Raw genomic sequence first — 22,625 nt, 5'->3', positions numbered from 1 at the left:
CGTCAGGCGTGGTCGAACGAAGCTCCCATTCGTGCCATTTCGTGGCCTCGCATGATGACAAACACGGATCGGGCCACGAACTCGACCGTATAGTACACTTCGCCCAGAAAGCGCCAGCTCTCGCGGACGATCCCGGTGTCGCCGGGATGCACCAGCGGCTCGCCGACGTCCTTGTGCGGATACATGCCATCGTTCCTGATCACAGCCGAGGCGCGGACCGGCTCGCCGGGCGAAAACTCGCCGGTGAACCGCCGCTCCATGTTGCGCATCGTCCGGCGCCGGCGGGCATCACAGACGATGCGGGCAACGGGCCGCAACTTGGCGGGCCGTCGTTTGGCGGCGACCGGATCACTCATGAGAACAGCTCCTGCGCCTTCGTCAGGGCCTCGGCGAGCGCGTCGACCTCGTCCATGGTATTGTAGAGTGCGAAGGAGGCACGGCAGGTCGCGGTCACGCCGAGTCGGTCGAGCAGCGGCATCGCGCAATGAGTGCCGGCCCGCACCGCAACGCCGGAGCGGTCGATGACCGTCGCGAAGTCGTGGGCGTGGGCGTTGTTCATCTCGAACGACACGACCGGCCCCTTGTCCAGGGCGAGCCCGATGATCCGCAGCGAATTGATCCCGCGCAGCCGCTCCTGGGCATAGGACAGCAGATTGCTTTCGTGGCTGCGAATCCGCGTCTTGCCGATGGATTCGATATAGTCGATCGCCGCACCCAGACCAATGGCCTGCACGATCGGCGGCGTTCCCGCCTCAAAACGATGCGGCGGATCGCCATAGCTGACGTCTTCGCATGAGACTTCCCGGATCATCTCACCGCCGCCATTGAAGGGGGGGCATGGCCGCCAGATGCCCGTATTTGCCGTAGAGCACGCCGATGCCGGTCGGTCCGTACAGCTTGTGACCGGTCATGACGTAGAAATCGCAATCGATGTCGCGGACATCGACATCCATGTGGACCGCCGCTTGCGAGCCGTCGACCAGGACTGGAATCCCGCGCGCATGCGCCAAACGGACGACCTCCTTGACTGGCACGACGCTGCCCAGCACGTTCGACATCTGGGTTATCGCGACCAGCTTCGTCTTCGGCGTCAGGAGCTTCTCGAACTCGCCAATCAGGAAATTGCCGTGATCATCGACCGGCGCCCATCTAATCACGGCGCCCTGACGCTCACGCAGGAAGTGCCATGGCACGATGTTGGCGTGGTGCTCCATGATCGAGAGCAAGATTTCGTCGCCCTCGCCGACCCGTTCGCGCCCGAAGGTCTGCGCTACGAGATTGATCGCCTCGGTGGCGCCGCGCGTGAACACGATCTCTTCGCGCCGGTCCGCATTGAGGAATTTCGCGACTTTGTCGCGCGCGCCCTCATAGGCCTCCGTCGCGGCATTGGCGAGGTAATGCAGGCCGCGATGCACGTTGGCGTATTCGCTGGTGTAGGTCTGCGTTAGCCGGTCGAGCACTGTCCTCGGCTTCTGGGCCGAGGCGGCATTGTCCAGATAGACCAGCGGCTTTCCGTACACCTGCGTCGAAAGGATCGGAAAATCCTGACGGACGCGGTCGACGTCATAGCTTCCATTGCTCACCGCCGGATGCATGGCATCATTCCCGTCCCTTGAGCCAGACGAGCATCATCCGCGACAAGGCATCGCGCAAATCCTCGCGCGCGACGGCGTCGATCACCTCGCCGACGAAGGCCTCGATCAACAGCGCTTCGGCCTGCTTTTCCGGAATGCCGCGAGCCATCAGATAGAATTTCAACTGATCGTCCAGCGCGCCGGTGGTGGTGCCATGACCGCACTGTACGTCGTCTGCGAAGATCTCGAGCTCCGGCTTGCAGTTGGCGACGGCGTCGTCCGACAGCAGCAGCGCCCGCGCCATCATCCTGGCATCGGTCTGTTGCGCACCAGGCTGCACGGTGATCCTGCCCTGGAACACCGCGCGCGCCTCGTCGTCGACGACCGCCTTGAAGACCTCGCGGCTCTGCGAGCCCGCGGCGACATGATCGATGGTGAGCGTGGTATCCGCGTGCTGGCGGCCCGAGAGCAGACTGGCCTGATGCACGCTTGCGTTGGTTCCCTCGCCAGCAAGCTGCAGAAACATCTGGTTGCGCACCACCGCGCCGCCCGCCGCAAAGCCGAATTCGCGGTAGTCCGCGCCGGCTCCGATCGAGGCCTCCAGCGTGGCGATATGCAACGCCGCCGTACCTTCACCGGTGATCTTGATGTGGTCGAGGCGAGCTTTGTCGCCGATGTTCATCTGCAACGCCGCATTGACCTGGTAGTCGGACTGATCCGGGCCCTCATGCGTCTCGACCAACGTGAACGCAGCCCCGCTGCCGATCTCCAGTCGCGAGCGCGTGAACATTGCTGCAGGCGCAGTGCCAGTCGTCACGAAGACGAGATGGATCGGCCGTTCCACAGCCACATCGACACCGACTGTGATCACGACGCCGTCGGCGGCGAGTGCGGTGTTGAGCGCTGCGGCCGGATCGGTCCCGGCCATCTCGAGCGGGAGAACCGTCTCGTCCGCTCCCAGCGCCTCGGCAGTCGCGCGAATGCTGATCCCGGGTTCGAGGCCTGCGAGATCGGAGAGTTCCGGCACGAAGGCGCCGTTGACGATCAGGAGCCGGCGCATGTCGAGGCCGGCGAAGGCCGCACCAGCGCTGCGGGCGATAGTCCGGGCCTCCGCGCCGGGGCGAGGCGCCAGCGGCTTGGCGTCGCGCACCAGACGCCGCAAGTCGGTATACTTCCAGGCCTCGACCCGGGAGTTCGGTAGCCCCTGCGCTACGAAACGGTCGAAAGCATCACGCCGGAGAGCCTTGGTCCTTGGTCCACCGGGCAGGCTCTGTCGCGTGGTTGCGAAGAGATCCGCAAAGCCGATCTCGGCGGCGGTTTTCACGGGGCGAATCTCGGCATTCATGGGATCACGCCGCCTTGCTCTGATACTGCGCATAGCCCGTCGCCTCCAGTTCGAGCGCGAGCTCCTTGCCGCCGGTTTTGACGATGCGCCCGGCCGCGAGCACGTGCACGACATCTGGCACGATGTAGTCGAGCAGCCGCTGATAATGGGTGATGACGATCATGCCGCGATCGGACGCGCGCAGGCGATTGACGCCATCGGCCACGATGCGCAGCGCGTCGATATCGAGGCCTGAGTCGGTCTCGTCCAGCACGCACAGCCTTGGCTCGAGCAGCGCCATCTGAAGCGTCTCGTTGCGCTTCTTCTCGCCGCCGGAGAAGCCGACATTGAGCGGCCGCTTCAGCATCTCCGGATCTATGCTCAACTGCTTAGCAAGCTCACGGACGCGCCTGAGTACGTCGGGCGACGACAACTCCTCCTCGCCGCGCTTCTTGCGTTGGGCATTCAGGGCCGTGCGCAGGAACGTCAGGGTGGCGACACCCGGGATTTCGAGCGGGTATTGGAAGGCCAGGAACAGCCCCTTGGCAGCCCGCTCGTCGGGGTCCATGGCAAGCAGGTCCTCGCCGTTGAATGACACCTCACCGCCGGTGATCTCGTAACCCGGCTTGCCGGACAGTACGTAGGACAGCGTCGACTTGCCGGCGCCGTTCGGGCCCATGATGGCGTGGATCTCACCCTTGTTCACGGTGAGATCGAGACCGTTGAGGATCTGACGTCCATCGATCTCAGCCTTCAGTCCGCGAATATCGAGAAGCACCGTCATCCCACGCTCCCTTCAAGCGAAATCGAGATCAGCTTCTGCGCTTCCACCGCGAATTCCATCGGCAGTTGCTGCAGCACGTCCTTGACGAAGCCGTTGACGACGAGGCCGACGGCCTCTTCCTGGCTGAGCCCGCGCTGGATGCAGTAGAACAGCACGTCCTCGGAGATCTTCGAGGTCGTCGCCTCGTGCTCGAACGTCGCCGAGGAATTCTTGGCCTCGATGTAGGGCACGGTGTGTGCGCCGCATTTGTCGCCGATCAGCAGCGAGTCGCAGGCGGTGAAGTTGCGCGTCCCTAGCGCCTTGCGGTGCGCGGTGACGAGACCGCGATAGGTGTTCTGCGACTTCCCGGCGGCGATGCCCTTGGAGATGATGCGGCTCGACGTGTTCTTGCCGAGATGGATCATCTTGGTGCCCGAATCGACCTGCTGGAAGCCGTTCGAGATCGCGATCGAGTAGAACTCGCCACGTGAGTTATCGCCGCGCAGGATGCAGCTCGGATATTTCCAGGTGATCGCCGACCCCGTCTCGACCTGGGTCCAGGAGATCTTGGAATTGGCACCGCGGCAGTCGCCACGCTTGGTGACGAAATTGTAGATGCCGCCCTTGCCTTCCGAATTGCCGGGATACCAGTTCTGTACCGTCGAATATTTGATCTCGGCATCGTCATGGGCGACGAGCTCGACCACGGCGGCGTGCAGCTGGTTCTCGTCGCGCTGCGGCGCGGTGCAGCCTTCGAGATAGGAGACGTAGGCGCCCTTGTCGGCGATGATCAGCGTGCGTTCGAACTGGCCGGTGTTGCGCTCGTTGATGCGGAAATAGGTCGACAGCTCCATCGGGCAGCGCACGCCCGGCGGCACGTAGACGAACGAGCCGTCGGAGAACACCGCCGAGTTCAGCGTCGCGTAGAAATTGTCAGAGGTCGGCACCACCGAACCCAGATATTTCTGCACGAGTTCAGGATGCTCGCGGATGGCTTCGGAGATCGGCATGAAGATCACGCCGGCTTTCTTCAGCTCGGCCTTGAAGGTGGTCGCAACCGAGACCGAATCGAACACGGCATCGACCGCGATCTTGCGACGGGCCGGGTCTTCCTCGCCCACCTTGGGCTCGATGCCTTCGAGCATGGCGACTTCCCGCAAGGGAATGCCGAGCTTCTCGTAGGTCTTCAGGATCTCCGGGTCGATCTCATCCAGTGACGAGACCGTCTTCTTCGGCTTCGGCGCCGCGTAATAGTAGAGATCCTGGAAATCGATCTTGGGATAGTCGACGCGGGCCCAGGTCGGCTCCTGCATGGTCAGCCAGCGCCTGTAAGCCTCCAGCCGCCACTGGAGCATCCAGTCGGGTTCGTTCTTCTTCTGCGAGATGAACTTGACGATCTCTTCCGACAGCCCCTTGGGGGCCTTCTCGGAGTCGATCAGGGTCTCAAACCCATAACGATACTGGTCGACGTCGATGCCGCGGACCCGTTCGACGGTTTCCTGAACCGCAGCCATCTATCGCTCCGTTCGCAATGGAGATCGCGCAGCCTGCATCATCGACCAGCTCTCAGGCCGGAATGCAGGTGTCGGGAACCGGGCAGACCACCGCGCATTGCGCTGTGTCGAAGTGCCCTTCGCACTCGGTGCACTTCTTCGGATCGATCACGTACATGTCCCGCTTGAGGCTGATCGCGGCGTTCGGACACTCGAACTCACACGCGCCGCAAACCGTGCATTGCGAGGCGACGATCTTGTAGGCCATGGGTTCGACTCCTTAAGTGGATGATGCCGTCGAACACTTCCCCTTCAAGCGTCATGCCAACAGCGAAGCCCCGGAAACTCAACGGGTATTTCGCCCAAGGCGATTGTCGTGGCCCCGACAGCATGTCGCATCTGCGACAGTCGTCAGAGCCGCTTGACCTCGATGCCGTGCTTCTTCAGCGCGTAGCCGATCTGGCGTGGCGTCAGCCCGAGCAAACGCGCCGCCTTGGCCTGAACCCAGCCGGACTTCTCCATCGCGGCAATGACGCCATCGCGGTCGGCAGCGCCCGCGGCCGGCGACGGGCTGGGGGCGTTCCCCCCGGGCTCGAGGGGTTGCTGCGAACCACCGCCGGCCGACTCGCGTTGGGCGGCGGGCGGAAGCACCGAGAGCGGCACGATCGGCAAGGACCGCGGCGAGGCGAGCTCGGATCCACCGTTCCACAAAATCGCGGATAGACACTGGCTGTGACAGCAGGCGAAATCGTTCCGGACGATCTCCGGACCTGGCGCCAGCGTCGCCGTGCGCTGGACGCAATTCTCGAGCTCGCGCACGTTGCCGGGAAAGCCGCAGCTCATCAGCACTTCGATCGCGTGCCGATCGAAGCTCAGCGTGCGGCCATTCTCGGTGTTGAAGTTTTTCAGGAACTCGTTGGCCAATAGCGGAATGTCGCTGCGCCGTTCTCTCAGCGGCGGCAGCAGCATCGGCACGACACTGATGCGATAATACAAGTCGGCCCGGAATTCGTTGCGCGCGACGGCCTCTTCCAGATTGCGGTTGGTCGCGGCGATGACGCGAACATCGACCTTGATGGTCTGGTTGCCGCCGACGCGTTCGAACTCCTGCTCCTGCAGCACCCGCAACAGCTTGGCCTGGAACGAGGCCGAGATCTCGCCGATCTCGTCCAGGAACAAGGTCCCCTTGTCGGCGAGCTCGAACCTGCCCTTGCGGGAATTGAGCGCCCCCGTGAAGGCGCCCTTCTCGTGGCCGAACAATTCGGACTCCAGCACCGTTTCCGGCAGAGCCGCGCAATTGATCTTGATGAACGGACGCTTGGCGCGCGGCGACAGCTCGTGAATGGCCTTCGCGATCAGCTCCTTGCCCGTACCGGATTCGCCGCGCAGCAGCACCGTGGAGTTCGACTTCGCCACGACCGCGATCTTGTCGAGCAGCCCTCTTAGGGCTGGACTGTCGCCGATGATCCCGCCGACCTGGATCTTGCGGCGATCCCGCGCCGGCTTGAGCTCAGACAGCTCCTTCTGCAACCGATAGCTCTCATGCATCAGCCGTTCCCGGTCCTGCGCGACGACGCGGTGCAGCTTCACGGTCTGCCCGACCAGGTTGGCGATCATGGTCAACAGACGAACATCGGAATCGAGCCGGTACAACGGACGCTCGTCCCAGACCCTGTCGATCGTCAGCGTACCCACCACCTTGGCATCGATCCGGATCGGCACGCCGATGAATGACACACGAGTCGTCTCCGACGCTCCGAGGGTCTCGACGTCCGCCGGATTGAAAGCGGGATGGGTCCCGATGTTCTCCGCAAGGAGCGGCATCGCGGTCGCGACGATCTGGTCGATGGCTTTCTGCGGCAGGCGGGTGCGATAGCGCTCGTCACTGCCCTCGCTCCAGCCGGCGCCCACAGCCAGATCCGGGACGCCGTCGTCGGAGAGCAGCGCCACCACGCCATGGCGCATCTGGAGAAACGATTGCAGCAGGTTGATGACGTTGGCGAGCGTGGTCTCCAGCCGCGTCGGCGCCGTCAATATCTTGGAAATCTCGAAAATGCCGGTCAGCGCGATCTCGTTCAGCGGCACGAGCGGCGCGGTCTCATGGGTCTGCGGGCGTTCAACCGTGGGAGCTGCGGGCAGCATGACGGAATCTCCGTTGCCTGTGACATCCTCCCTGCGGCCTTCTTTGGAATTTGTCGTATTCTGATTCATGTTGTGTCGGGAGTCGCGCTCAACTTGTCAGCATCGCTGCAAAAAGATTCCGTCCCACTTGCACGCTTTGTGATCCGGTTCGTGGAATTTTCCACCGGAAAGGGCGCCACGCGCGAAAGCCGGTTTACCGCATTGATCTAGCGCAAATCGGCAAAGTTTCTTTGGCGATCGGCGCTTACCTTTTGATCACACGTGCTGCCCTCCGTTGATCGGTACTTCCGCACCTGTGACGTAGCTGGCCGCATCCGAGCACAGGAAGAAGATCACCTTGGCGACCTCGTCCGGCGTGCCGACGCGGTGCAGCGGAATGATCGGCGCCAGTTGCGCCTCGGTCTCCGGCGACAGGATGTCGGTCTTGATCTCGCCGGGCGCAATCGCATTGACGCGGATTCCGAACGGCGCGTAATCGTGCGCCATCTCCCGGGTGAGACACGCGAGCGCGGCTTTCGACGTCGCATAGGCCGTACCCGCAAACGGATGCACCCGCGAGCCCACGATCGATGTGACGTTGACAATCGAACCGGCGGCCCGCTTCAATTCCTCCACCAAGCCTTGCGCGAACAGCACCGGCGCCAGCAGGTTGACGTGGAACACACTCATCCAGGTTTCGACCGGTGTTGTCATCGAGTTCAGCCGCGAGCCGTCAGCGGCCTTCGGCGAGATCCCGGCATTGTTGATCAGCGCGTGCAGCGGGCTGCCGTTGAGCCGCTCCTTGATCTCGGCGACCGCGCGCGGCAGCGCGCGATGGTCGCTCAATTCGACCTGCACATGGTTGTCTGCCCCTGAATCCCAGGGACAGCGGCCGCCGTCGAACGGTTGCCTCGAACAGGTGATGATCCGCCAACCGGCGTCGGAAAACAGCTTTCCCGTGGCGTGACCGATGCCGCGCGAGGCGCCGGTCAGCACGAGCGTCTTCCGCTCGCCGTCTTGCGCGCGCGACCTGTCGCCGTGAAACGGACACAGCGCGGCATCGGGCGGTGGCGCGCCGGACGGCTCCCCATCGCGATCCAGCAAATCGAGCGTCACGCAAGCTCCTCGCCGCGTCCAACCGAACGCCTGACAAAATGACAATGGCAGCAACTTTGCAGGAATTGGGCCACGCGCCGCCGCTCGGTCGCAGCAGATTTCGCCGCGGGACGTCGGCTTTGCGACACGCTGGAAGGTTCGCGACACGATCGCGTGCGATTTCGAACCACGTACGCCTCTTCACGGGCGTTGCCGCTTTCTTAGTGTTGGTCGGCAGTTGAGAGCTGGTTTTCAATCGTTCCAAATGGCCCGGCTCTTGCTCTGCGTGTCTCAAGTCCGATCGTGCCCTGCTGCACTTACTCGCACAATTGGTTTCAAATGCCCCAGCCGAACGACCGCCGACTCTTTGCCGTCATCCTCGGCACCAATGAGATCGCATCCGCGATCGGCATCCAGTTGATGCGCGCCGGATATTGCGTGGTGCTGTCGCACGATCCGGATCCACCGGTGATCCGGCGCAAGATGGCGTTTCACGACGCACTCTACACCGACACTGCGCAGCTCGAGGGCGTCGTGGCCGAGCGCGTGGACGACGGGATGCAGGTCTATCGGGCGCTTGGCCGGCCGCCGCAGGTCATGGTCACCTGGCTCGGCCTGCTCGACCTGCTTCCGGTTCGTCACATCGATGTCCTGATCGACGCGCGCCTGCAGAAGCGCCGGATCACGCCCGACCTCAGGCGGCTGGCCCGGCTGGCCATCGGGCTTGGGCCAGGCTTCTCGTCGAACTTCAACTGCGATGTCGCGGTGGAGACCCGGCCCGGCAAGATCGGGCTGGTCACCGACGCGCGCTGGACCGACCCCGTCGACGGCGTCGCAAGCGCGCTCGGCGATGTCGGCGCGGAGCGCTTCGTCTACGCGCAATTCGCGGGACGCTGGCACACGCCGGTCGAGATCGGCACCCGCGTCTACAAGGACCTTGTGCTCGGCCATCTCTCCGGCATTCCTCTGCTCGCCCCGCGCGACGGCATCTTGCGCGGCATCGCCCGCGACGGCTGCGAGGTGCCGGCCGGCGTCAAGCTGCTCGAGATTGACCCGCGCGGGCGTGACGCGCAATGGACCGGAACCGACCAGCGCGGGCGTGCCATTGCCAACGCCACGGCCGCGGCTGTCAGGCTCCACGCCGCGCGCTCCGTCACGCAACGGAATCCGGCATGATCGTCTGTTCCTGCAACGTCATCAGCGATCACGACATCCGGGACGCGGTCGTGGCGACCGACGACGCACCGTTCTCGGCTGCCCAGGTCTACGACTGCCTGGGCTGCACTGTCAGATGCGGACGCTGCTCGCAATCGGTACGGCGAATTCTCGACGAGCAGGCGCCGCGGTCCGCGTGTCGTGCAATTCTCTGACGAGGCCCCGTTCGCAGCTCCCTGATTCATTGCCGCCTATAGGTCGTCACCATGGTGTAGTCCTTGCGTGGACCCGACACGACATGACGCACGACGAAGCGACCGTTGCGGAAAAAGGTGTAAGCCGACTGATAATGATCCAGATGGCAGAGATGTCCGGCGCTTCCGCTGAGGGCGCCTCCACCAGATGCGAATAGCGATATCTCGTGGAACAGCCGCGGCGGCGTCTCCTTGAAGAAGACCGAAAATCCGCGCTCGCCCCGGCGAAAGATATATTCGCGCTCTGCTTCGAGCGTGGTGCCATTCGCCAGCGTCAGATGCCCCTGCTCGCGATAGGCGAACGCCCCGTCGTCCGACGGCATCACGACCGCGACACCCTCCACGGTCACGTGACCTGTGACGATTCGGCTGAACGACCAGGAGCCGGCCAGCCTCGTCACCACCTCGGAGGCGTCCCCCCAGCCGTCGATCACGGTTTCGTTCATGTCCTCTGGATCCGAATTCGACATGGATGAGCAAGTACCTATATCCTGAGCCAATGCGTGTCGATGCAGCGAGCGTGTGATGGCCAGGAAACCCAGGACCGATACGGACGCCGACGACCTGCCCCGCTATTTCGTCTGGGTCCGCGGCCTCGAAAGGCCCGAGCCGCAGAAATGGGTGGACATGGATTTGGGCGTCGGCGACTGGAAGGGGCCGCTGGTGCTGGCCTGGCGGGAGCTGTCGGCGGACGAGCGGCGCCTGCCGCTGTCGATGCTGGCGCGACGATATCCGCCGCCGAAGATGGAGACGTTGTAGGCGCGATCACTTGCCCCTTGCCGCAGTCGGCGTCAGCCCGAACCTGCGGCGAAAGCAGCGGTTGAAATAGGAGAGATCGTTGAAGCCGCAGGCGAAGGCGATGTCGCTGATGCGACCTGCGCGATGGGCGAGCAGATCGGCCGCCTTGCGCAAGCGCAACTCGGTGAGGCGTGTGGTGAAGCTCGCGCCGGCCTCGAACAGGAGCTCGTTGACGTAGCGCTCGGAGAGACCGGCGGCTGCCCGGGCATTTCTTTTGCCAATTGTGGCCCAGATCATAGACCTCCGGAGCAAGACACCGCCATTCTTCTTGCTACCTCAGCGCGCTTACGGGACGAATACACCTGTTTGCACGTTTCATGACACACTTGTGATCGCATTCGGATGATGCCACCCGAGCGGGGCTTGGAGCATCCTCACTGATTTTCGGAGCAGTCCATGACGCACCAGGACGGAGCGCTGCATGGCGGCCCTGCAAGGCCAGCCCACCCGCACGATGATCCAGATGCTGCGGCTGACGCGACCGACGCGCGATCGCCGCGCAAGCTGGTGCTGTTCGCCGACGGCACCGGCAACGCCTTCACAACCCAGGAATCCAGTGTCTGGCGGCTCTACGAGGCGCTCGATCACACCCAGCCCGATCAGATCGCCTACTACATCAAGGGTGTCGGCACGGCGGGTTGGGCGCCACTCGCCGCTCTCGACGGCGCCACCGGCATCGGCGTTCCTTCCAACGTCCGCAAGCTCTATCGCTTCCTGTGCTGGAACTGGCGCGAAGGCGACGAGATCTACATCTTCGGCTTCAGCCGCGGCGCCTTCACCGCGCGCACTCTGGCAGCCCTGATCGCGAGCCAGGGCCTGGTGCCGGCAGTGATCGACAAAGTGGCGGTGTCGCATGCGGAGATGCAGCGCAACACGATGGCCGCATGGCGAAAGTATCGCGAAGAGTCCGTGGGCTTTTTCAGCCTGCCGACAATCTGGCTTGCGCGGTGGCTGCGCAACCTCTTGATCTTTCTCTATCACTTCATTCTCAGGCATCGCTCTTATGCCAGCGTTCGCGAGGCGATGGACGGTCGCAAGGATGTCAAGATCGAATTCCTCGGCCTGTTCGACACGGTCGAGGCGTTCGGCGTACCGGTCGAGGAACTCCGTGTCGCTATCGACTGGGCGATCTGGCCGATCTCGTTTCGAAACTACCGGCTCTCCGACAAGGTGAAGCAGGCTTGCCACGCGCTGGCGCTCGACGACGAACGCACCACCTTCCATCCGCTACGCATCGACCAGGCCGACCTGGCTAAGGGGCAGATCGTAAAGGAGGTGTGGTTTGCGGGCGTCCATTCCGACATCGGCGGCGGTTATCCGGAATCCACGCTGTCCTTTGTGCCGCTGGTGTGGATGGCCGAGCAGCTCGGCAACCAGCTTCGGTTCCAGGACGGCACCATCGAGCGCTTTCGCGAATATCAGTCGGCGATCGGGCCGATGCACGATTCACGGAGCGGTGCTGGCGTGCTGTACCGCTACGGTCCGCGGCCGATCCATGAGCGCGTCGAGGATGGCGGACCGCCGGTGGTGCACTTCGCCGTGGTCGAACGGATGCTGCATGGCTGCGACAATTACGCGCCGCTGATGCTTCCGGCCAGTGCCAGAGTGCTGCTGCCAAACGGAGACGTGCTGCCGCTGACGCGCGACGAAACGCGCAAAGCCATGAGGTCCGCTTATGCGAAGAGAGCAGGCAACAGCCATAAGGCGGCCGAAGCCGACGCGTTCATGGCGATGAGCCCGCCGAATCCCGAGATGGCACGGCAGGTCCTCGACACGGTGTGGTGGCGCCGCGTAGCCTACTTCTCTCTGGTGATCGCGCTCGTCATCTTCGTGATATGGCCTTGGATCGCGCGCGCGATCGTGGGCTCGTCCAAGGCGCACGGGCTCGAAGATACCACGCTGCTCAAATGGATCACGGCGATCGACAACGGCACGAGCACCGTCGTCAAACCATTCGCCGATCTGCTCGCGAGCGTACTGCCGTCCTACGCTGCACCTTGGCTTGGCATCGCGCTCTACTATCCCTTCCTCACCACGGTTCTCGTCATCATCATTCTGATCGCCTGGAACAGGAATACGGCGCTACGCGACAGCATTCAGGAGCGCGCCCGACTGGCCTGGTACCGGCCGGACCGGATGGCATCGCGAAAGCGGGTCAGCAAGTCCGGCTGGCTGCTTGCGATCGGCCGCTGGATGCGACTGCACACCTGGCCCGTGCGCATGGCCTTCACCAATGTGCTGATGCCGGCGGTTTTCCTCGCGGCCATATTCGGTTCGGGACTGCTGCTGCTCTCCCGCGGCTATTTCGACTGGCGTTCGGGCGTCGGCGACTTCTGCAAGAGCAGCGCATCGACACGGGCTGTCGGGGACGCGCCGGTGACCGCTCGCGACGGCGAATTGTTCGACGTCAGCGATTTCTGCTGGCCCAGCCGTCTCGCCGTCGAGAAGGGCCGCAAATACCGCGTCTGGATCCAGATGGCCGATCCGTGGTTCGACCGCACCATCATGACCGGCCTGAATGGATTTAGGACCCCGCCGGATCCGCCCCATCGCCTGGCCGTTCCCATCCTGCGGCTCCAGGGCGCAGACTGGTTCCAGCCCATCGTGCGGATCGGCGCGCGCGGGTCGTACGACGTGCCGCTGCAAGCCATCAACGGGCTGCCGGCGAACGACCTGCCACGGCGGGTCAACGCGACGCTGCCGGATTATGAAGACGATAGCAAGGACAACTACCCGATCCATGTCGAGGACTCCCCCGAGTTCAAGACCCCTGGTAGCGAATTGAATCGTGTCTGGAAGCCATTCGGGGATTTCGAGCCGATCCCGCAAGCGGCGCTGCCGGCAGCGCGGGCGCTGTGGCGCAAGCAGGGATTGTCGGAGCTATTCGTCGCGGAATTCCAGGCGCCCGAGGCTGGCGAATTGTTCTTCTACGTCAACGACGCCGTCCAGCTCTTCCCTCGCCTGATCTCCACGCGGCATGCGCCGCGCTGGCTCGTTTGGGTCCAGGGCCGACGCGTCCAGTTCTACAAAAACAACAGTGGAACGGCGACGATCCGAGTGCAGCGGTTGCCAGCGCCGTCGCTCCCATGATTATGGGTGTCGCGGCCGCCGCGCGGCGGCTAGACTTGCCGTGCGCCGCGGGGGACACGCGGCCGGGACCATGATCATGACGGACCAAGGCGAGACCGGTGAGGCCATCACCATCCTCCTCGTCGAAGACGACGCACCGACCTGCTGGCGCCTCCAGGACGCGCTGGTGAAGGCGGGCTACGAGGTGCGCACGGCCGGCACGCTGGGCGAAGCCCGCAGTGCGCTCGCGGTCCGCGCGCCGCGCGTGCTGCTGACCGACCTGCGGCTGCCCGACGGCCATGGCGTCGAGCTGATCCGCGAGACCAGGCGGCGCTTCCCCGACACCGAGATCATGGTGATCTCGGCACTGGGCGACGAGGAAAGCGTGATCTCCGCCATCACCGTCGGCGCCACCGGCTATCTGCTCAAGGACGCCTTCCCGACCGACATCGCCACCACCGTCCGCGACCTCGTCGCCGGGCATTCGCCGATCTCGGCTTCGATCGCCCGCTTCATCGTAAGGCGAACGCAGAGCTCATCCGAGCCGCCGCCGGGCCCGGCACTCAACACCGCAAAGCTCACGCCGCGCGAGATCGACATCCTCTGGGGCATCGCCAAGGGCTTCAGCTACGCCGAGATCGCGAGCCATCTCGGCCTGTCCCGGCAGACCGTGCCCGGCCACATCAAGAACATCTACCGCAAGCTCGAAGTGCACACGCGCAGCGAAGCGGTGTTCGAGGCGGTGCAGCAGGGCCTGATCAAGCTGTGAGCGAAATCGCGGCCAAGGCACCGGCGCGACCGAGACGCCGGCTGATCGTTTCACGCTTCGTGCCTTATCTGTTGCTTCAGGCGCTGATCGTGATCGCGACCGTTCTCGGGCTGCAATTGCTCCAGCCCAGCGACCCCGACGATTTCGCGCTGAGCGGATTTTCGCTCCGGGAGGACGGCACTACACGCCCGGTGACGCTGCCGCATTTCACGTCCTCGCGCTATTCGCTTGCGGATCCTCCGCTCTACACCGGGGCCTTCGCCTTCAAAAACGGCGATGCCGCATGGTCCGTGTTCCTGCCGCGCTTCAGCAATGCGGTGGAGGTCGCAATCAACGGCGTGGTCGTGCTCGATTCCCGCCGCGACGCCAATGCCAACCGGCCCGACCGCAACACGCCCGAGATTGCCGCGATCCCCTCCTCGCTGCTGCATGACGGCAGCAACGAGATCACGGTGCGGTTGTTCGTGTGGGGTCCGCTGAAGGGCTTTCTCGACACCGTCTATATCGGACCGGACGCTGCCTTGCGTCCGGCTTTCGAGACCCGCACGCTCCTGTTCGTCACACTCCCCGTGGTGTTCTCCGCCTGGCAATCGATCCTCGCCGTCATCCTTGCGATCATGTGGCTGATGCGGCGGCGCGAGCCGGTCTACGGCGTGCTGGCGGCTGCGATGGTGCTGGGCGTCGTCCAGGCCTTCATGCCGCCGCCGGTGCCGCCGGGAACCGTATCGCGACTCGCCTCCGTACTACTTGCGTCCGCGCCGATCGAGAGCGCGCTGATCGTCGTGTTCGGGGTGCTGTTCTTCGGCTGGCGCTGGCCGCGCTACGGCATGCTGCTGTTCGTGCCGGGTCTTATCGTGTTCGCGGTCGGCCTGATCGCAGGACCGCCGCTGCCGCGCATCCTGTTCCTGCTGCTCGGCATCCCCACCGTCGGGATCAGCCTCGTCCTGATGGCCGGCGTCACCGCGGCCGCCGTGGTGCGACGGCAGGATGCGGCGAGCCTCACGATCGGCTGCGCGGTGACGATCGTGCTGACCTGCTGGATCCACGACATGCTGTCGGTGTTCGAGTTCGTCACCAACGAACGCACCTTCGTCTCGCGGCTGTCCTATTCGGCAATGCTGGTCGCGATCGGTGCCGGGCTGACCTGGCGCTTCGCCCGTGCGCTGAACCAGGTCGACAGCTTTGCCGGCCAGCTCGTCGCCCGCGTGCGCGAGGCCGAGGAGCGATTGAAGGCGAGCTTCGCCCGCGAGGAGGCGCGCGCAAGGGCCGCAGCCCTCGCCAACGAGCGCACCCGGCTGATGCGCGACCTCCATGACGGCCTGGGCGGCCAATTGATCAGCATCGTCGCGCTCTCCGAGCGCGGGCACGAGGGCGCGACCATCACAGATGCGGCCCGCGCCGCGCTGAAGGATTTGCGCCTGGTCATCGATTCCATGGACGACATCGGCGGTGACATCATGCTCGCGCTCGGCTCCTGGCGCGAGCGCGCTGCGATGCAATTGCGGCCGCATGACATCAAGCTTCACTGGCGCGTGGCGACCCCGCAGGGCCTGCCGCTGCATCCTGAACTGCGGCCCTGGCACGTCATCCAGATTGTGCGCATCCTGGACGAGGCCGTGACCAATGCGGTCAAGCATGCGGCCGCGCGCCACATCACGGTGACCATCGACACGCGCGACGACGGCGAGGGACCGTACGGCGTCATCAGCGTCGCCGACGACGGCGGCGGCTTTGACCTTGATGGCGATGGCGAAGCGCCGGATGCGAACCAGACCGCGCGTGGCCTGCGCAACATGAGAAGCCGCGCCGCGCGTTGCGGTGCCGTGCTCGATCTGAGCTCGGATCAATCGGGCACATGTGTGCGGCTGCAATTGCCGCAAGTGTTTCCCGACAGCGATGCGGCCGCGGGTTGAAAGGCCTCTCCCCGAACGCATGGGACGTTCGGAGAGAGGGACCGGGCCGGGATGTTGGCTTGCGAAGGACGGGGGGTTCGTTCGCAGGCTCGCTTGCAGGGCTTTCTTGCAAGACTTCCTTGGCCCGAAGAATGCAATCAACTCAATCCAACACCTTCGTCAGCGCACGCCGACGCGATTGACGGGGCCGCCGCGATTCATCGGCGTGCCTGCGCGGACGCCGACTCCGGGCGCGCCCACGCCGGGCGTCGCCACGACCGCGGCCGCAACCGGTGCGCCCGGCGCAACCACCACCGCCGCATCCGGCCGCACCACGCAGCCTTTGGGTACACCGACCGTCTTGCAATAGACCACCGCCTGCGCCGGGCTCGTGCCCAACGACACCGTCGCCGCACCGGCCAGCATCATCACCGTCAGTCCGGCGCTCAGCGCTCCCGCTTTTTTCGACATTTCGCTCTCCTGCTTCCCGTCCGGCGCCCGGTGCAATCACCGGGTCTCGCAGCCGACGTGCAGCTTCAATGGCAAAAGACGACGCGCCAAGACATGCCATGAAGATGGGGGTGTGCCAGGCAAGCCTCCGAACCGATGCCATGAACATGGCATGGACCGGCCATGGATCTCCGCGAGATGGTCCGGCTCGCCCGATCCCGAGCGAGAGAAATCACAATTTCGAAGAGGTGCTTTATGAAGACTTCAATTCTTGCCGCGCTGCTGCTCACCGTCGCTGCCGTGCCCGCTTCAGCGCAATCCGGCCCCTCCCCGCAGGAGCAGATGGCCTGCCGCGGCGACGCGAGCAAGTTCTGCGCCGAGCACATCGGCAAGCCGCCGCAGATGAATGCCTGCCTGCGCGAGAACAAGACCAAGCTCTCGGACGCCTGTCGCAAGGTGGTTGAATCGCACGGGGGGTGACGTCTGCTCCTTCTCCCCTTTATGGGGAGAAGGCCAACAAGCGGCCTACGGCCTCAGGCGCTAGTCATCGTCGTCGGAGCCGAACAGACGGATCTGCGGGAAGCCGCCGCGCGGACGGCTCGCATAGTCGCGTGAGTCGGAATCCTCGCGGATGTTGCGCGCGACATCATCCCAATTGGTCTGATCGCGCCCACCGCGGGCATCGCGCTGGTCATAGCGGCGGCGCTCGGCCCAGCGCGCATGTCGCTCCGCCCGGCGCCGCTCAGACGCGGCGCGCTTGACGTCAGACTCCCTGGCCTTGGCATAGGCATTCTCAGGAGAGGATGCCGGCTCTGTGGCGGCCTGCTGTTCGGCAGGCCTTGCCGCTTGCGGCGGGGAAGGTGTTGGCTTGGCCGGCTCAGTTGCCGCCGTCTGCGGCGGCGCCGGCGGCTCAGCATTCGCCTGCGTCGTTCCGGTCTCAGGCTTGACGTCCGGCTTGGCTTCGGCCTGAGCCGGCGCGGCGATCATGGCGCCGAACGCCTGCGAGCCCGTGAGATATTGCACGCGCTCCGAGGGCGCGTTCGTGGTGGCCGCTCCGGCGGCCCCAGAGCGCTGCGCCATCTTGCTGGTGTCAGGCCCCTGCTTGGGCGCGATCGGATTCATGATGTTGCCAGCGACGATGCCGCCGCCGAGACCAATGGCGATGGCGGCGACGATCGACCCGGCACCGACGAAATAAGCTGTCGAGGCGCGCATTGGTCCACTCCCTCTTTGGACCGTGCAACGCCTGTCAATTGCCGGATGTTCCTGACTCCAGCATAGTTCCTGCAGGAACTTGCGCGTTAGATCTGCTGCGCGACCTTCTCCAGCCCGATGATGCGGGCGAGCTTGCGCACTTCTTCCTTCTGGTCGTCGCGCAGCTGGAACAGCAGCGGCATCGCGGCCGATTTCAACTGCTGGACCTCGTCGCAGTCCGGATCGATCTGCACGTTGGGTCCGTGGGGATTTGAGAGCTTGTTGGCCGAGATCTTGCGGACGACGTTGCGCAGCGCGGTTTCCACCGAGGGCCAATAGTATTCCTGCGACGACGACAGTTTCAGGCGATCCCTGATGCCCGCGATCTGCGCGTCGGAGAGCAGCGAATAGGTTTTGGGCGGCTGCGGCTTCGCCGCCAGCTTCGGCTTGGCCGGGGCTTCGACGGCGGCCGGGGCTTCCGCAGGCGCGGGCGCCTCGTTGATGTCCGCTTTGGGCATTGGGAAGTCTGACGGCGTGGCCGCAGCAAAGGCCTGACGCAGCGGCTCGGTCAGGACCGGCGCCTGGGATAGCTTGTCGGCTGGCACTTGAACCGGCTCAATCGCAGCGGAGGCTAGCGCCAGCGTTGGAACCAGCCGGTCGGCCTTGGCGGCGCGGTTGGGAGCGAGCGGCTTCGACGGGGCCTGGGTGATCATCTCGGCACTGACGCTGGGGACGCTGTCGCGGCCGAGAATGGCAGTGGTGGCGGCACCGAGGACGAGGAAGCAGGTCAGCACGGTGATGGTGATGGCTCTGGACAAACGTCTCTCCGGAAGGACCGCTTCACGATGTTGTTAGAGATGCCCGGGAAAAGGGCGCGAAATAAGGCTTGAGTGTGCCTTTGCGGCGACAATCATCCTGCCTGCCGCGACAAAGTCAAAACACTCAGCAAAATCAAGCAGCTATCGCCAGGTCGTAGGCATCCTGGATATCGGCGACGATCTCGGAAGCCTCCCAGACCGCGCGCGGCTCCACCGATTGCAGCGTCACCGTCCAATTACCGCCCCGGCGGGTGCGGGGGACGCGGACGATGTCGAAGCGGACATTGCGGCAGAGCGGGTGACGGGCCAGCGCATGGGCGACGCGGACGCGGATCTCGTCCAGCGTTGCGGCTGTCTTGCTGTTGAGAAAATCGAAATCCATCGCCTGTCCCTCTCGTCCCGATTGGCGGCCGTGAGGGAGATTCTTGGCGGGGCTTGGTTAATCTGCCGTTAAGTGCAGTGTTGCGGAGCTATGCGGGATTAACCGTGCTGCGGCGCAAAAGCCTATCGCCCCGATGCGGCGCGGTATTCGGCGGTCGTCCGGGCCACGAGGTCATCGACCGCCATCACGCCCGTCACGCCCGAGGTCGAATGCCCGCCGCTCCAGATATCGCGCCAGCGCTTGGGCCTGACCTCGCGCGCGGTGACGTCAATGTCCTTGCCGATGTCGATGGCGCCACGCGCCGGCAGGTCGTCGGGGTCGAGACCGGCGGCGACGATCGACGGCTTCAGCATGCTGGTCTGCAGGCCCGTGAACGCCGTGGTGAGCAGGATGTCGTCGGCGCTGCTCTCGACCAGCATCTGGTTGTGACGTTCGTCCGCCATGCTCTCGCGCGTCGCGATGAATTTCGTGCCCATGTAGGCGAGATCGCAGCCGAGCACTTCGGCCGCGTACAGGGCATGGCCATCGCCGATACCGCCGGCGAGCACGATGATGCCGTCGTAGAATGCGCGCACTGCGCGGACGAAAGCGAACGGGTTGAGCCAGCCCGTCTGTCCGCCCGCACCCGCGGTGAGCAGCACCAAGCCGTCGGCGCCCGCTTCCGCCGCGCGCTCGGCGTGACGGATCGAGGCAACGTCCGCCAGTACCAGCGCGCCGACATCATGCAGGGGTTTCAGCACGGGCGCCGGCGAACCGACCGACGTAATGACGATCTCAGGCGTGTGCTTGAGCAGCACGGCGACATCCTGCTCCAGCCGCGCGTTGGAGCGATGCACGATCAGGTTCGGACAGAGCGGCGCCGCCTTGCGGCCGGATTGATCCTCGTGCTGCCGCAGCCGCATTGCGATCTCTGCGAACCAGGCATCGAGCTGCTCCGTGCTGCGGCAATTCACGGTAGGAAAGCTGCCGATCACGCCATTACGGCAGGCGGCGACCATCAGTTCGACGCCTGAGACGAGAAACATCGGCGCCGCGATCAGCGGCAAAGCGAGGCGGTCGCCGAAGCATTGCAGTCGATTGTGTGTCAACCATGCCTCCCTGCGCGGGCTTTGTCGTTCCATCGCGTTTTCCCTGTGCTAGCGTCGTCGGCAACATTGGCACGCGAGAAGCCGATGACAAAGCAACGAGGAAACTTATGGCCGATCCGCTCCACGCATCGTCCCCGACTTGTGCGCAGACGCTACGGGCGCTAGCGCGCTATCCCGACCGGACGGCTTTCGCCTGGCCCGGGGGATCACTGAGCTATCAGGGAAATCCCTGACGCCGCGCGCTATCTCACCGTCGCGCCGATCAGCCACGTTGCCGGCACAAAGGTGCTGCCGACCTTGATGCGCGGCGGCACCGTGCACATGCTGAAGGGCTTCGACCCCGAAGTCGTGCTGGCGACGATCGCGCGCGAGCGCATCAATTTCACGCTATTCGTTCCGACCATGATCTATGTGCTGCTCGATCATCCCGCCCTCGGCAAGACCGATCTCTCCTCGCTCGAGCTCGTACTCTACGGCGCCTCCGCGATGTCGCCGAGCCGGTTGCTCGAAGGTATCGAGCGCATCGGGCCGGTGTTCTCGCAGCTTTACGGCCAGACCGAATGCTATCCCGTTTCGGTGCTGCGCAAGGGAGATCACGATCCCAGGACGCCCGAGCTGTTTTTGTCGTGCGGCTTTCCGATCGCGGCGTGCGAGGTCAAGATCCTCGACGACGATGATCAGGAAGTGAAGACGGGCGAAGCCGGCGAGATCTGCGTGCGTGCGCCGCATGTGATGGCGGAATACTGGAAGCGACCGGACATCACCGCCGAAACGCTGAAGAACGGCTGGGTCCACACCGGCGACATCGCGCGGCAGGATGAGCGCGGCTACATGTTCATCCTCGACCGCAAGAAGGACATGATCGTCACTGGCGGCTTCAACATCTTTCCGCGCGAGGTCGAGGACGTGCTGTCGCAACACGCCGACGTCGCAATGGTCGCGGTCGTCGGCATTCCCGACGAGAAGTGGGGTGAAGCGGTCACCGCCATCGTCGTGCCGCGCGAGGGCACAAGGCCCGATCCGGATGAGCTGATCAACATGGTGCGGACGCGAAAGGGCTCGGCCCATGCGCCGAAGCAGATCCAGTTCGTCAAGCAGCTGCCGATGACAGGCGTCGGCAAGGTCGACAAGAAGGTGCTGCGCGCGGGCTTCTGGAGCGGACGGGACCGGATGGTGGGGTAACGCCCTGATTGCTGCGACGAGTTCGGAATACACGTATCGCGCGAAAGCCCGGGCATTTGAGCGATCTCACCCGGGATTCTACGGTGTCGTTGTGGCTCCGGCACCACAATGCCCGACGGAGTGTGCGGCCGCTCAGCCTGGGCGATTGCCCGCGAATCCGGGAATCAACTAGACCGCTGACGGGGCTGGGAAGCGGAGTAAGCAATGAGAGTCGCTTCCCTGGAAAGTGCAGTCGCCGCGATCACGTTGATCACGGCTATCGTCGTGGTGCTGTGGGAGATCAAGATCTTCTACGGATTGTGAACTGGCAGGATGCTGGGGCATCCCTTCCGCGGCGGCGGAAGTCTGCCGTTCAATCGGCCCCAGAGATGGTCGCGGCGCTCGCCGTCACGCTTACCGCTTCTCGATCACCAGGCTCTGCACAGCGCGGCCGAAATAGCCCTGCCGATCAGCCAAACGCGACATGGCAAGACCCGCGCCATCGGGGCCAATCCAGGATTCACCGTCGAGCAAAATCCAGTCGCCAACCGGTTGGCGCGCAAGACTCACCGAGAGGTCGGCGTTGATGTAGGTCCAGGTGCGAAAATCGAGCGTCGAGGCGGTGCCGTTGGAGAAATCGGCGGCGACCACAGCGCGCATTACCTGCGAGACCGCCTCGCCTTCGACCAGCGGATGATCGAGACGAAACCAGATCGCACCGGCGCCAGCCTGGCCAAAACGACCGCGCGCCGCGCGCATCGAGACCATGCCGGCGAACGGACTGGTCGCGCCATGGCCGTCCTCGACCAGCGAATCCTCGGGCGACGGCAACGTGACCGGCAAGTCCTCGACGTCGGCGGGCAATTGCTGCGTCTGCTGCTTGATCTTGAGCACGGTGGCACCGACGACCTGAACGCCGTCAGCAAGCAGCTTGACCGCGCAGAGCTGGATCTTGCGCCCTTCGCGCAAAACTTCGCTTTCGATCGTGAGCGGCGCCACCGGCACCGGGCGCATCAGATCGATCGTCACCCGCGCGATGTTCATCGGCACCGGCGTCGGAATCCGCTCCGCCGCCCAGGTCACCAGCGCCGACGGCGCCGAACCGTGCTGCATGCGCCGGTCCCACGGACCGGCGGCAGCGGGGCTGGTGACGACGCTGTTGCCGTCGACGCGGTAGATGGCACTCATGCTTCACTCGATCGCAGCTGCGTTCCCCGGACGCTGC

General features: G+C 64.4%; 22 protein-coding genes and 2 pseudogenes. 8 read left to right on the top strand and 16 right to left on the bottom strand.

What is annotated here, in order from left to right:
- Window positions 1-2: 2 nt before the first annotated feature.
- The 8 genes and pseudogenes from X265_RS05695 to X265_RS05660 form a co-directional block, all read right to left on the bottom strand.
- Window positions 3-356, bottom strand: coding sequence for a nitrogen fixation protein NifZ (locus tag X265_RS05695; protein ID WP_128964009.1), 354 nt, complete (start codon window positions 354-356; stop codon window positions 3-5).
- Window positions 353-1,595 (bottom strand): annotated as a pseudogene (locus tag X265_RS05690) (cysteine desulfurase). Before X265_RS05690 ends, X265_RS05695 begins: the two are co-directional and overlap by 4 nt.
- Before the next feature lie 4 nt (window positions 1,596-1,599).
- Window positions 1,600-2,919 carry a Fe-S cluster assembly protein SufD gene (sufD, locus tag X265_RS05685; protein ID WP_128964008.1) on the bottom strand — a complete coding sequence of 440 codons (1,320 nt, stop codon included), beginning with the start codon at window positions 2,917-2,919 and terminating at the stop codon, window positions 1,600-1,602.
- A gap of 4 nt (window positions 2,920-2,923) precedes the next feature.
- Window positions 2,924-3,682 (bottom strand): Fe-S cluster assembly ATPase SufC, encoded by a 759-nt coding sequence (sufC, locus tag X265_RS05680; protein ID WP_128964007.1) that lies wholly within the window; start codon window positions 3,680-3,682, stop codon window positions 2,924-2,926.
- Window positions 3,679-5,175 (bottom strand): Fe-S cluster assembly protein SufB, encoded by a 1,497-nt coding sequence (gene sufB, locus X265_RS05675; protein WP_128964006.1) that lies wholly within the window; start codon window positions 5,173-5,175, stop codon window positions 3,679-3,681. The genes sufC and sufB overlap by 4 nt, the downstream gene beginning before the upstream one ends.
- A gap of 52 nt (window positions 5,176-5,227) precedes the next feature.
- Window positions 5,228-5,422, bottom strand: coding sequence for a 4Fe-4S binding protein (locus X265_RS05670; protein ID WP_028137126.1), 195 nt, complete (start codon window positions 5,420-5,422; stop codon window positions 5,228-5,230).
- 143 nt (window positions 5,423-5,565) lie between these two features.
- On the bottom strand, window positions 5,566-7,296 hold the full coding sequence (gene nifA / locus X265_RS05665) for a nif-specific transcriptional activator NifA (RefSeq protein WP_128964005.1): 1,731 nt from the start codon (window positions 7,294-7,296) through the stop codon (window positions 5,566-5,568).
- A gap of 255 nt (window positions 7,297-7,551) precedes the next feature.
- A complete protein-coding gene (locus X265_RS05660; RefSeq protein ID WP_373291566.1) occupies window positions 7,552-8,391 on the bottom strand; it encodes an SDR family NAD(P)-dependent oxidoreductase in 840 nt (279 codons plus the stop codon).
- A gap of 318 nt (window positions 8,392-8,709) precedes the next feature.
- On the opposite strand from X265_RS05660, the gene X265_RS05655 reads away from it, so the two are divergent.
- Both X265_RS05655 and X265_RS42215 read left to right on the top strand, forming a co-directional pair.
- Window positions 8,710-9,546, top strand: a complete 837-nt coding sequence (locus X265_RS05655) for a xanthine dehydrogenase (RefSeq protein ID WP_128964004.1) — start codon at window positions 8,710-8,712, stop codon at window positions 9,544-9,546.
- A complete protein-coding gene (locus tag X265_RS42215) occupies window positions 9,444-9,740 on the top strand; it encodes a (2Fe-2S)-binding protein (RefSeq protein ID WP_430648581.1) in 297 nt (98 codons plus the stop codon). Before X265_RS05655 ends, X265_RS42215 begins: the two co-directional genes overlap by 103 nt.
- Window positions 9,741-9,766: 26 nt before the next feature.
- Here the strand turns inward: X265_RS42215 and X265_RS05645 are convergent, their stop codons facing one another.
- Window positions 9,767-10,225 (bottom strand): DUF6314 family protein, encoded by a 459-nt coding sequence (locus X265_RS05645; protein ID WP_128964002.1) that lies wholly within the window; start codon window positions 10,223-10,225, stop codon window positions 9,767-9,769.
- 79 nt (window positions 10,226-10,304) lie between these two features.
- On the opposite strand from X265_RS05645, the gene X265_RS05640 reads away from it, so the two are divergent.
- Complete coding sequence (locus tag X265_RS05640) at window positions 10,305-10,538, top strand: hypothetical protein (RefSeq protein ID WP_128964001.1); 234 nt, start codon at window positions 10,305-10,307, stop codon at window positions 10,536-10,538.
- A gap of 6 nt (window positions 10,539-10,544) precedes the next feature.
- Here the strand turns inward: X265_RS05640 and X265_RS05635 are convergent, their stop codons facing one another.
- Window positions 10,545-10,814: a helix-turn-helix transcriptional regulator gene (locus X265_RS05635; protein WP_244659257.1), complete on the bottom strand. Its 270-nt coding sequence runs from the start codon at window positions 10,812-10,814 to the stop codon at window positions 10,545-10,547.
- 159 nt (window positions 10,815-10,973) lie between these two features.
- Between X265_RS05635 and X265_RS05630 the strand changes: the two genes are divergently transcribed.
- From X265_RS05630 to X265_RS05620, 3 genes are all read left to right on the top strand, one after another.
- The gene (locus tag X265_RS05630) at window positions 10,974-13,667 is read left to right on the top strand and encodes a T6SS phospholipase effector Tle1-like catalytic domain-containing protein (protein ID WP_128964000.1); all 2,694 of its coding nucleotides are present in this window, start codon (window positions 10,974-10,976) and stop codon (window positions 13,665-13,667) included.
- 76 nt (window positions 13,668-13,743) lie between these two features.
- Complete coding sequence (locus tag X265_RS05625) at window positions 13,744-14,415, top strand: response regulator (protein ID WP_164938443.1); 672 nt, start codon at window positions 13,744-13,746, stop codon at window positions 14,413-14,415.
- Window positions 14,412-16,328: a sensor histidine kinase gene (locus X265_RS05620; RefSeq protein WP_128963998.1), complete on the top strand. Its 1,917-nt coding sequence runs from the start codon at window positions 14,412-14,414 to the stop codon at window positions 16,326-16,328. The genes X265_RS05625 and X265_RS05620 overlap by 4 nt, the downstream gene beginning before the upstream one ends.
- A 159-nt stretch (window positions 16,329-16,487) precedes the next feature.
- On the opposite strand, the gene X265_RS05615 is transcribed toward X265_RS05620, so the two are convergent.
- On the bottom strand, window positions 16,488-16,778 hold the full coding sequence (locus X265_RS05615) for a hypothetical protein (RefSeq protein WP_128963997.1): 291 nt from the start codon (window positions 16,776-16,778) through the stop codon (window positions 16,488-16,490).
- A gap of 234 nt (window positions 16,779-17,012) precedes the next feature.
- Here X265_RS05615 and X265_RS05610 point away from each other — a divergent pair, with 234 nt between their 5' ends.
- Window positions 17,013-17,237: a cysteine rich repeat-containing protein gene (locus X265_RS05610; RefSeq protein ID WP_128963996.1), complete on the top strand. Its 225-nt coding sequence runs from the start codon at window positions 17,013-17,015 to the stop codon at window positions 17,235-17,237.
- Between the two features lie 60 nt (window positions 17,238-17,297).
- Here the strand turns inward: X265_RS05610 and X265_RS05605 are convergent, their stop codons facing one another.
- The 4 genes from X265_RS05605 to X265_RS05590 all read right to left on the bottom strand — a co-directional run bounded on the left by X265_RS05605 (window position 17,298) and on the right by X265_RS05590 (window position 20,239).
- Window positions 17,298-17,972, bottom strand: a complete 675-nt coding sequence (locus X265_RS05605) for a hypothetical protein (RefSeq protein WP_128963995.1) — start codon at window positions 17,970-17,972, stop codon at window positions 17,298-17,300.
- 86 nt (window positions 17,973-18,058) lie between these two features.
- The gene (locus X265_RS05600) at window positions 18,059-18,769 is read right to left on the bottom strand and encodes a hypothetical protein (RefSeq protein ID WP_164938442.1); all 711 of its coding nucleotides are present in this window, start codon (window positions 18,767-18,769) and stop codon (window positions 18,059-18,061) included.
- Window positions 18,770-18,902: 133 nt separating this feature from the next.
- On the bottom strand, window positions 18,903-19,151 hold the full coding sequence (locus X265_RS05595) for a hypothetical protein (protein ID WP_128963994.1): 249 nt from the start codon (window positions 19,149-19,151) through the stop codon (window positions 18,903-18,905).
- A 122-nt stretch (window positions 19,152-19,273) separates the two neighbouring features.
- Complete coding sequence (locus tag X265_RS05590) at window positions 19,274-20,239, bottom strand: NAD(P)H-dependent flavin oxidoreductase (protein WP_128963993.1); 966 nt, start codon at window positions 20,237-20,239, stop codon at window positions 19,274-19,276.
- 222 nt (window positions 20,240-20,461) lie between these two features.
- Between X265_RS05590 and X265_RS05585 the strand changes: the two are divergent.
- Window positions 20,462-21,421: pseudogene (locus X265_RS05585) on the top strand (AMP-binding protein); the annotation flags it as partial.
- A gap of 393 nt (window positions 21,422-21,814) precedes the next feature.
- On the opposite strand, the gene X265_RS05580 reads toward X265_RS05585, so the two are convergent.
- A complete protein-coding gene (locus X265_RS05580; protein WP_128963992.1) occupies window positions 21,815-22,588 on the bottom strand; it encodes a thioesterase family protein in 774 nt (257 codons plus the stop codon).
- Window positions 22,589-22,625: the final 37 nt, after the last annotated feature.

This window comes from Bradyrhizobium guangdongense (assembly GCF_004114975.1).
Taxonomy (GTDB): domain Bacteria; phylum Pseudomonadota; class Alphaproteobacteria; order Rhizobiales; family Xanthobacteraceae; genus Bradyrhizobium; species Bradyrhizobium guangdongense.
The sequence above is the reverse complement of the archived record's forward strand: the minus strand, read 5'-3'. Positions and strand labels throughout refer to the sequence as shown.

Coding starts and splice junctions, on each gene's coding strand:
- X265_RS05695 (WP_128964009.1), bottom strand. CDS start 356: ATGAGTGATCCGGTCGCCGCCAAACGACGGCCCGCCAAGTTGCGGCCC.
- sufD (WP_128964008.1), bottom strand. CDS start 2,919: ATGAATGCCGAGATTCGCCCCGTGAAAACCGCCGCCGAGATCGGCTTT.
- sufC (WP_128964007.1), bottom strand. CDS start 3,682: ATGACGGTGCTTCTCGATATTCGCGGACTGAAGGCTGAGATCGATGGA.
- sufB (WP_128964006.1), bottom strand. CDS start 5,175: ATGGCTGCGGTTCAGGAAACCGTCGAACGGGTCCGCGGCATCGACGTC.
- X265_RS05670 (WP_028137126.1), bottom strand. CDS start 5,422: ATGGCCTACAAGATCGTCGCCTCGCAATGCACGGTTTGCGGCGCGTGT.
- nifA (WP_128964005.1), bottom strand. CDS start 7,296: ATGCTGCCCGCAGCTCCCACGGTTGAACGCCCGCAGACCCATGAGACC.
- X265_RS05655 (WP_128964004.1), top strand. CDS start 8,710: ATGCCCCAGCCGAACGACCGCCGACTCTTTGCCGTCATCCTCGGCACC.
- X265_RS42215 (WP_430648581.1), top strand. CDS start 9,444: ATGGACCGGAACCGACCAGCGCGGGCGTGCCATTGCCAACGCCACGGC.
- X265_RS05645 (WP_128964002.1), bottom strand. CDS start 10,225: ATGAACGAAACCGTGATCGACGGCTGGGGGGACGCCTCCGAGGTGGTG.
- X265_RS05640 (WP_128964001.1), top strand. CDS start 10,305: ATGGCCAGGAAACCCAGGACCGATACGGACGCCGACGACCTGCCCCGC.
- X265_RS05635 (WP_244659257.1), bottom strand. CDS start 10,814: ATGATCTGGGCCACAATTGGCAAAAGAAATGCCCGGGCAGCCGCCGGT.
- X265_RS05630 (WP_128964000.1), top strand. CDS start 10,974: ATGACGCACCAGGACGGAGCGCTGCATGGCGGCCCTGCAAGGCCAGCC.
- X265_RS05625 (WP_164938443.1), top strand. CDS start 13,744: ATGACGGACCAAGGCGAGACCGGTGAGGCCATCACCATCCTCCTCGTC.
- X265_RS05615 (WP_128963997.1), bottom strand. CDS start 16,778: ATGTCGAAAAAAGCGGGAGCGCTGAGCGCCGGACTGACGGTGATGATG.
- X265_RS05610 (WP_128963996.1), top strand. CDS start 17,013: ATGAAGACTTCAATTCTTGCCGCGCTGCTGCTCACCGTCGCTGCCGTG.
- X265_RS05605 (WP_128963995.1), bottom strand. CDS start 17,972: ATGCGCGCCTCGACAGCTTATTTCGTCGGTGCCGGGTCGATCGTCGCC.
- X265_RS05595 (WP_128963994.1), bottom strand. CDS start 19,151: ATGGATTTCGATTTTCTCAACAGCAAGACAGCCGCAACGCTGGACGAG.
- X265_RS05580 (WP_128963992.1), bottom strand. CDS start 22,588: ATGAGTGCCATCTACCGCGTCGACGGCAACAGCGTCGTCACCAGCCCC.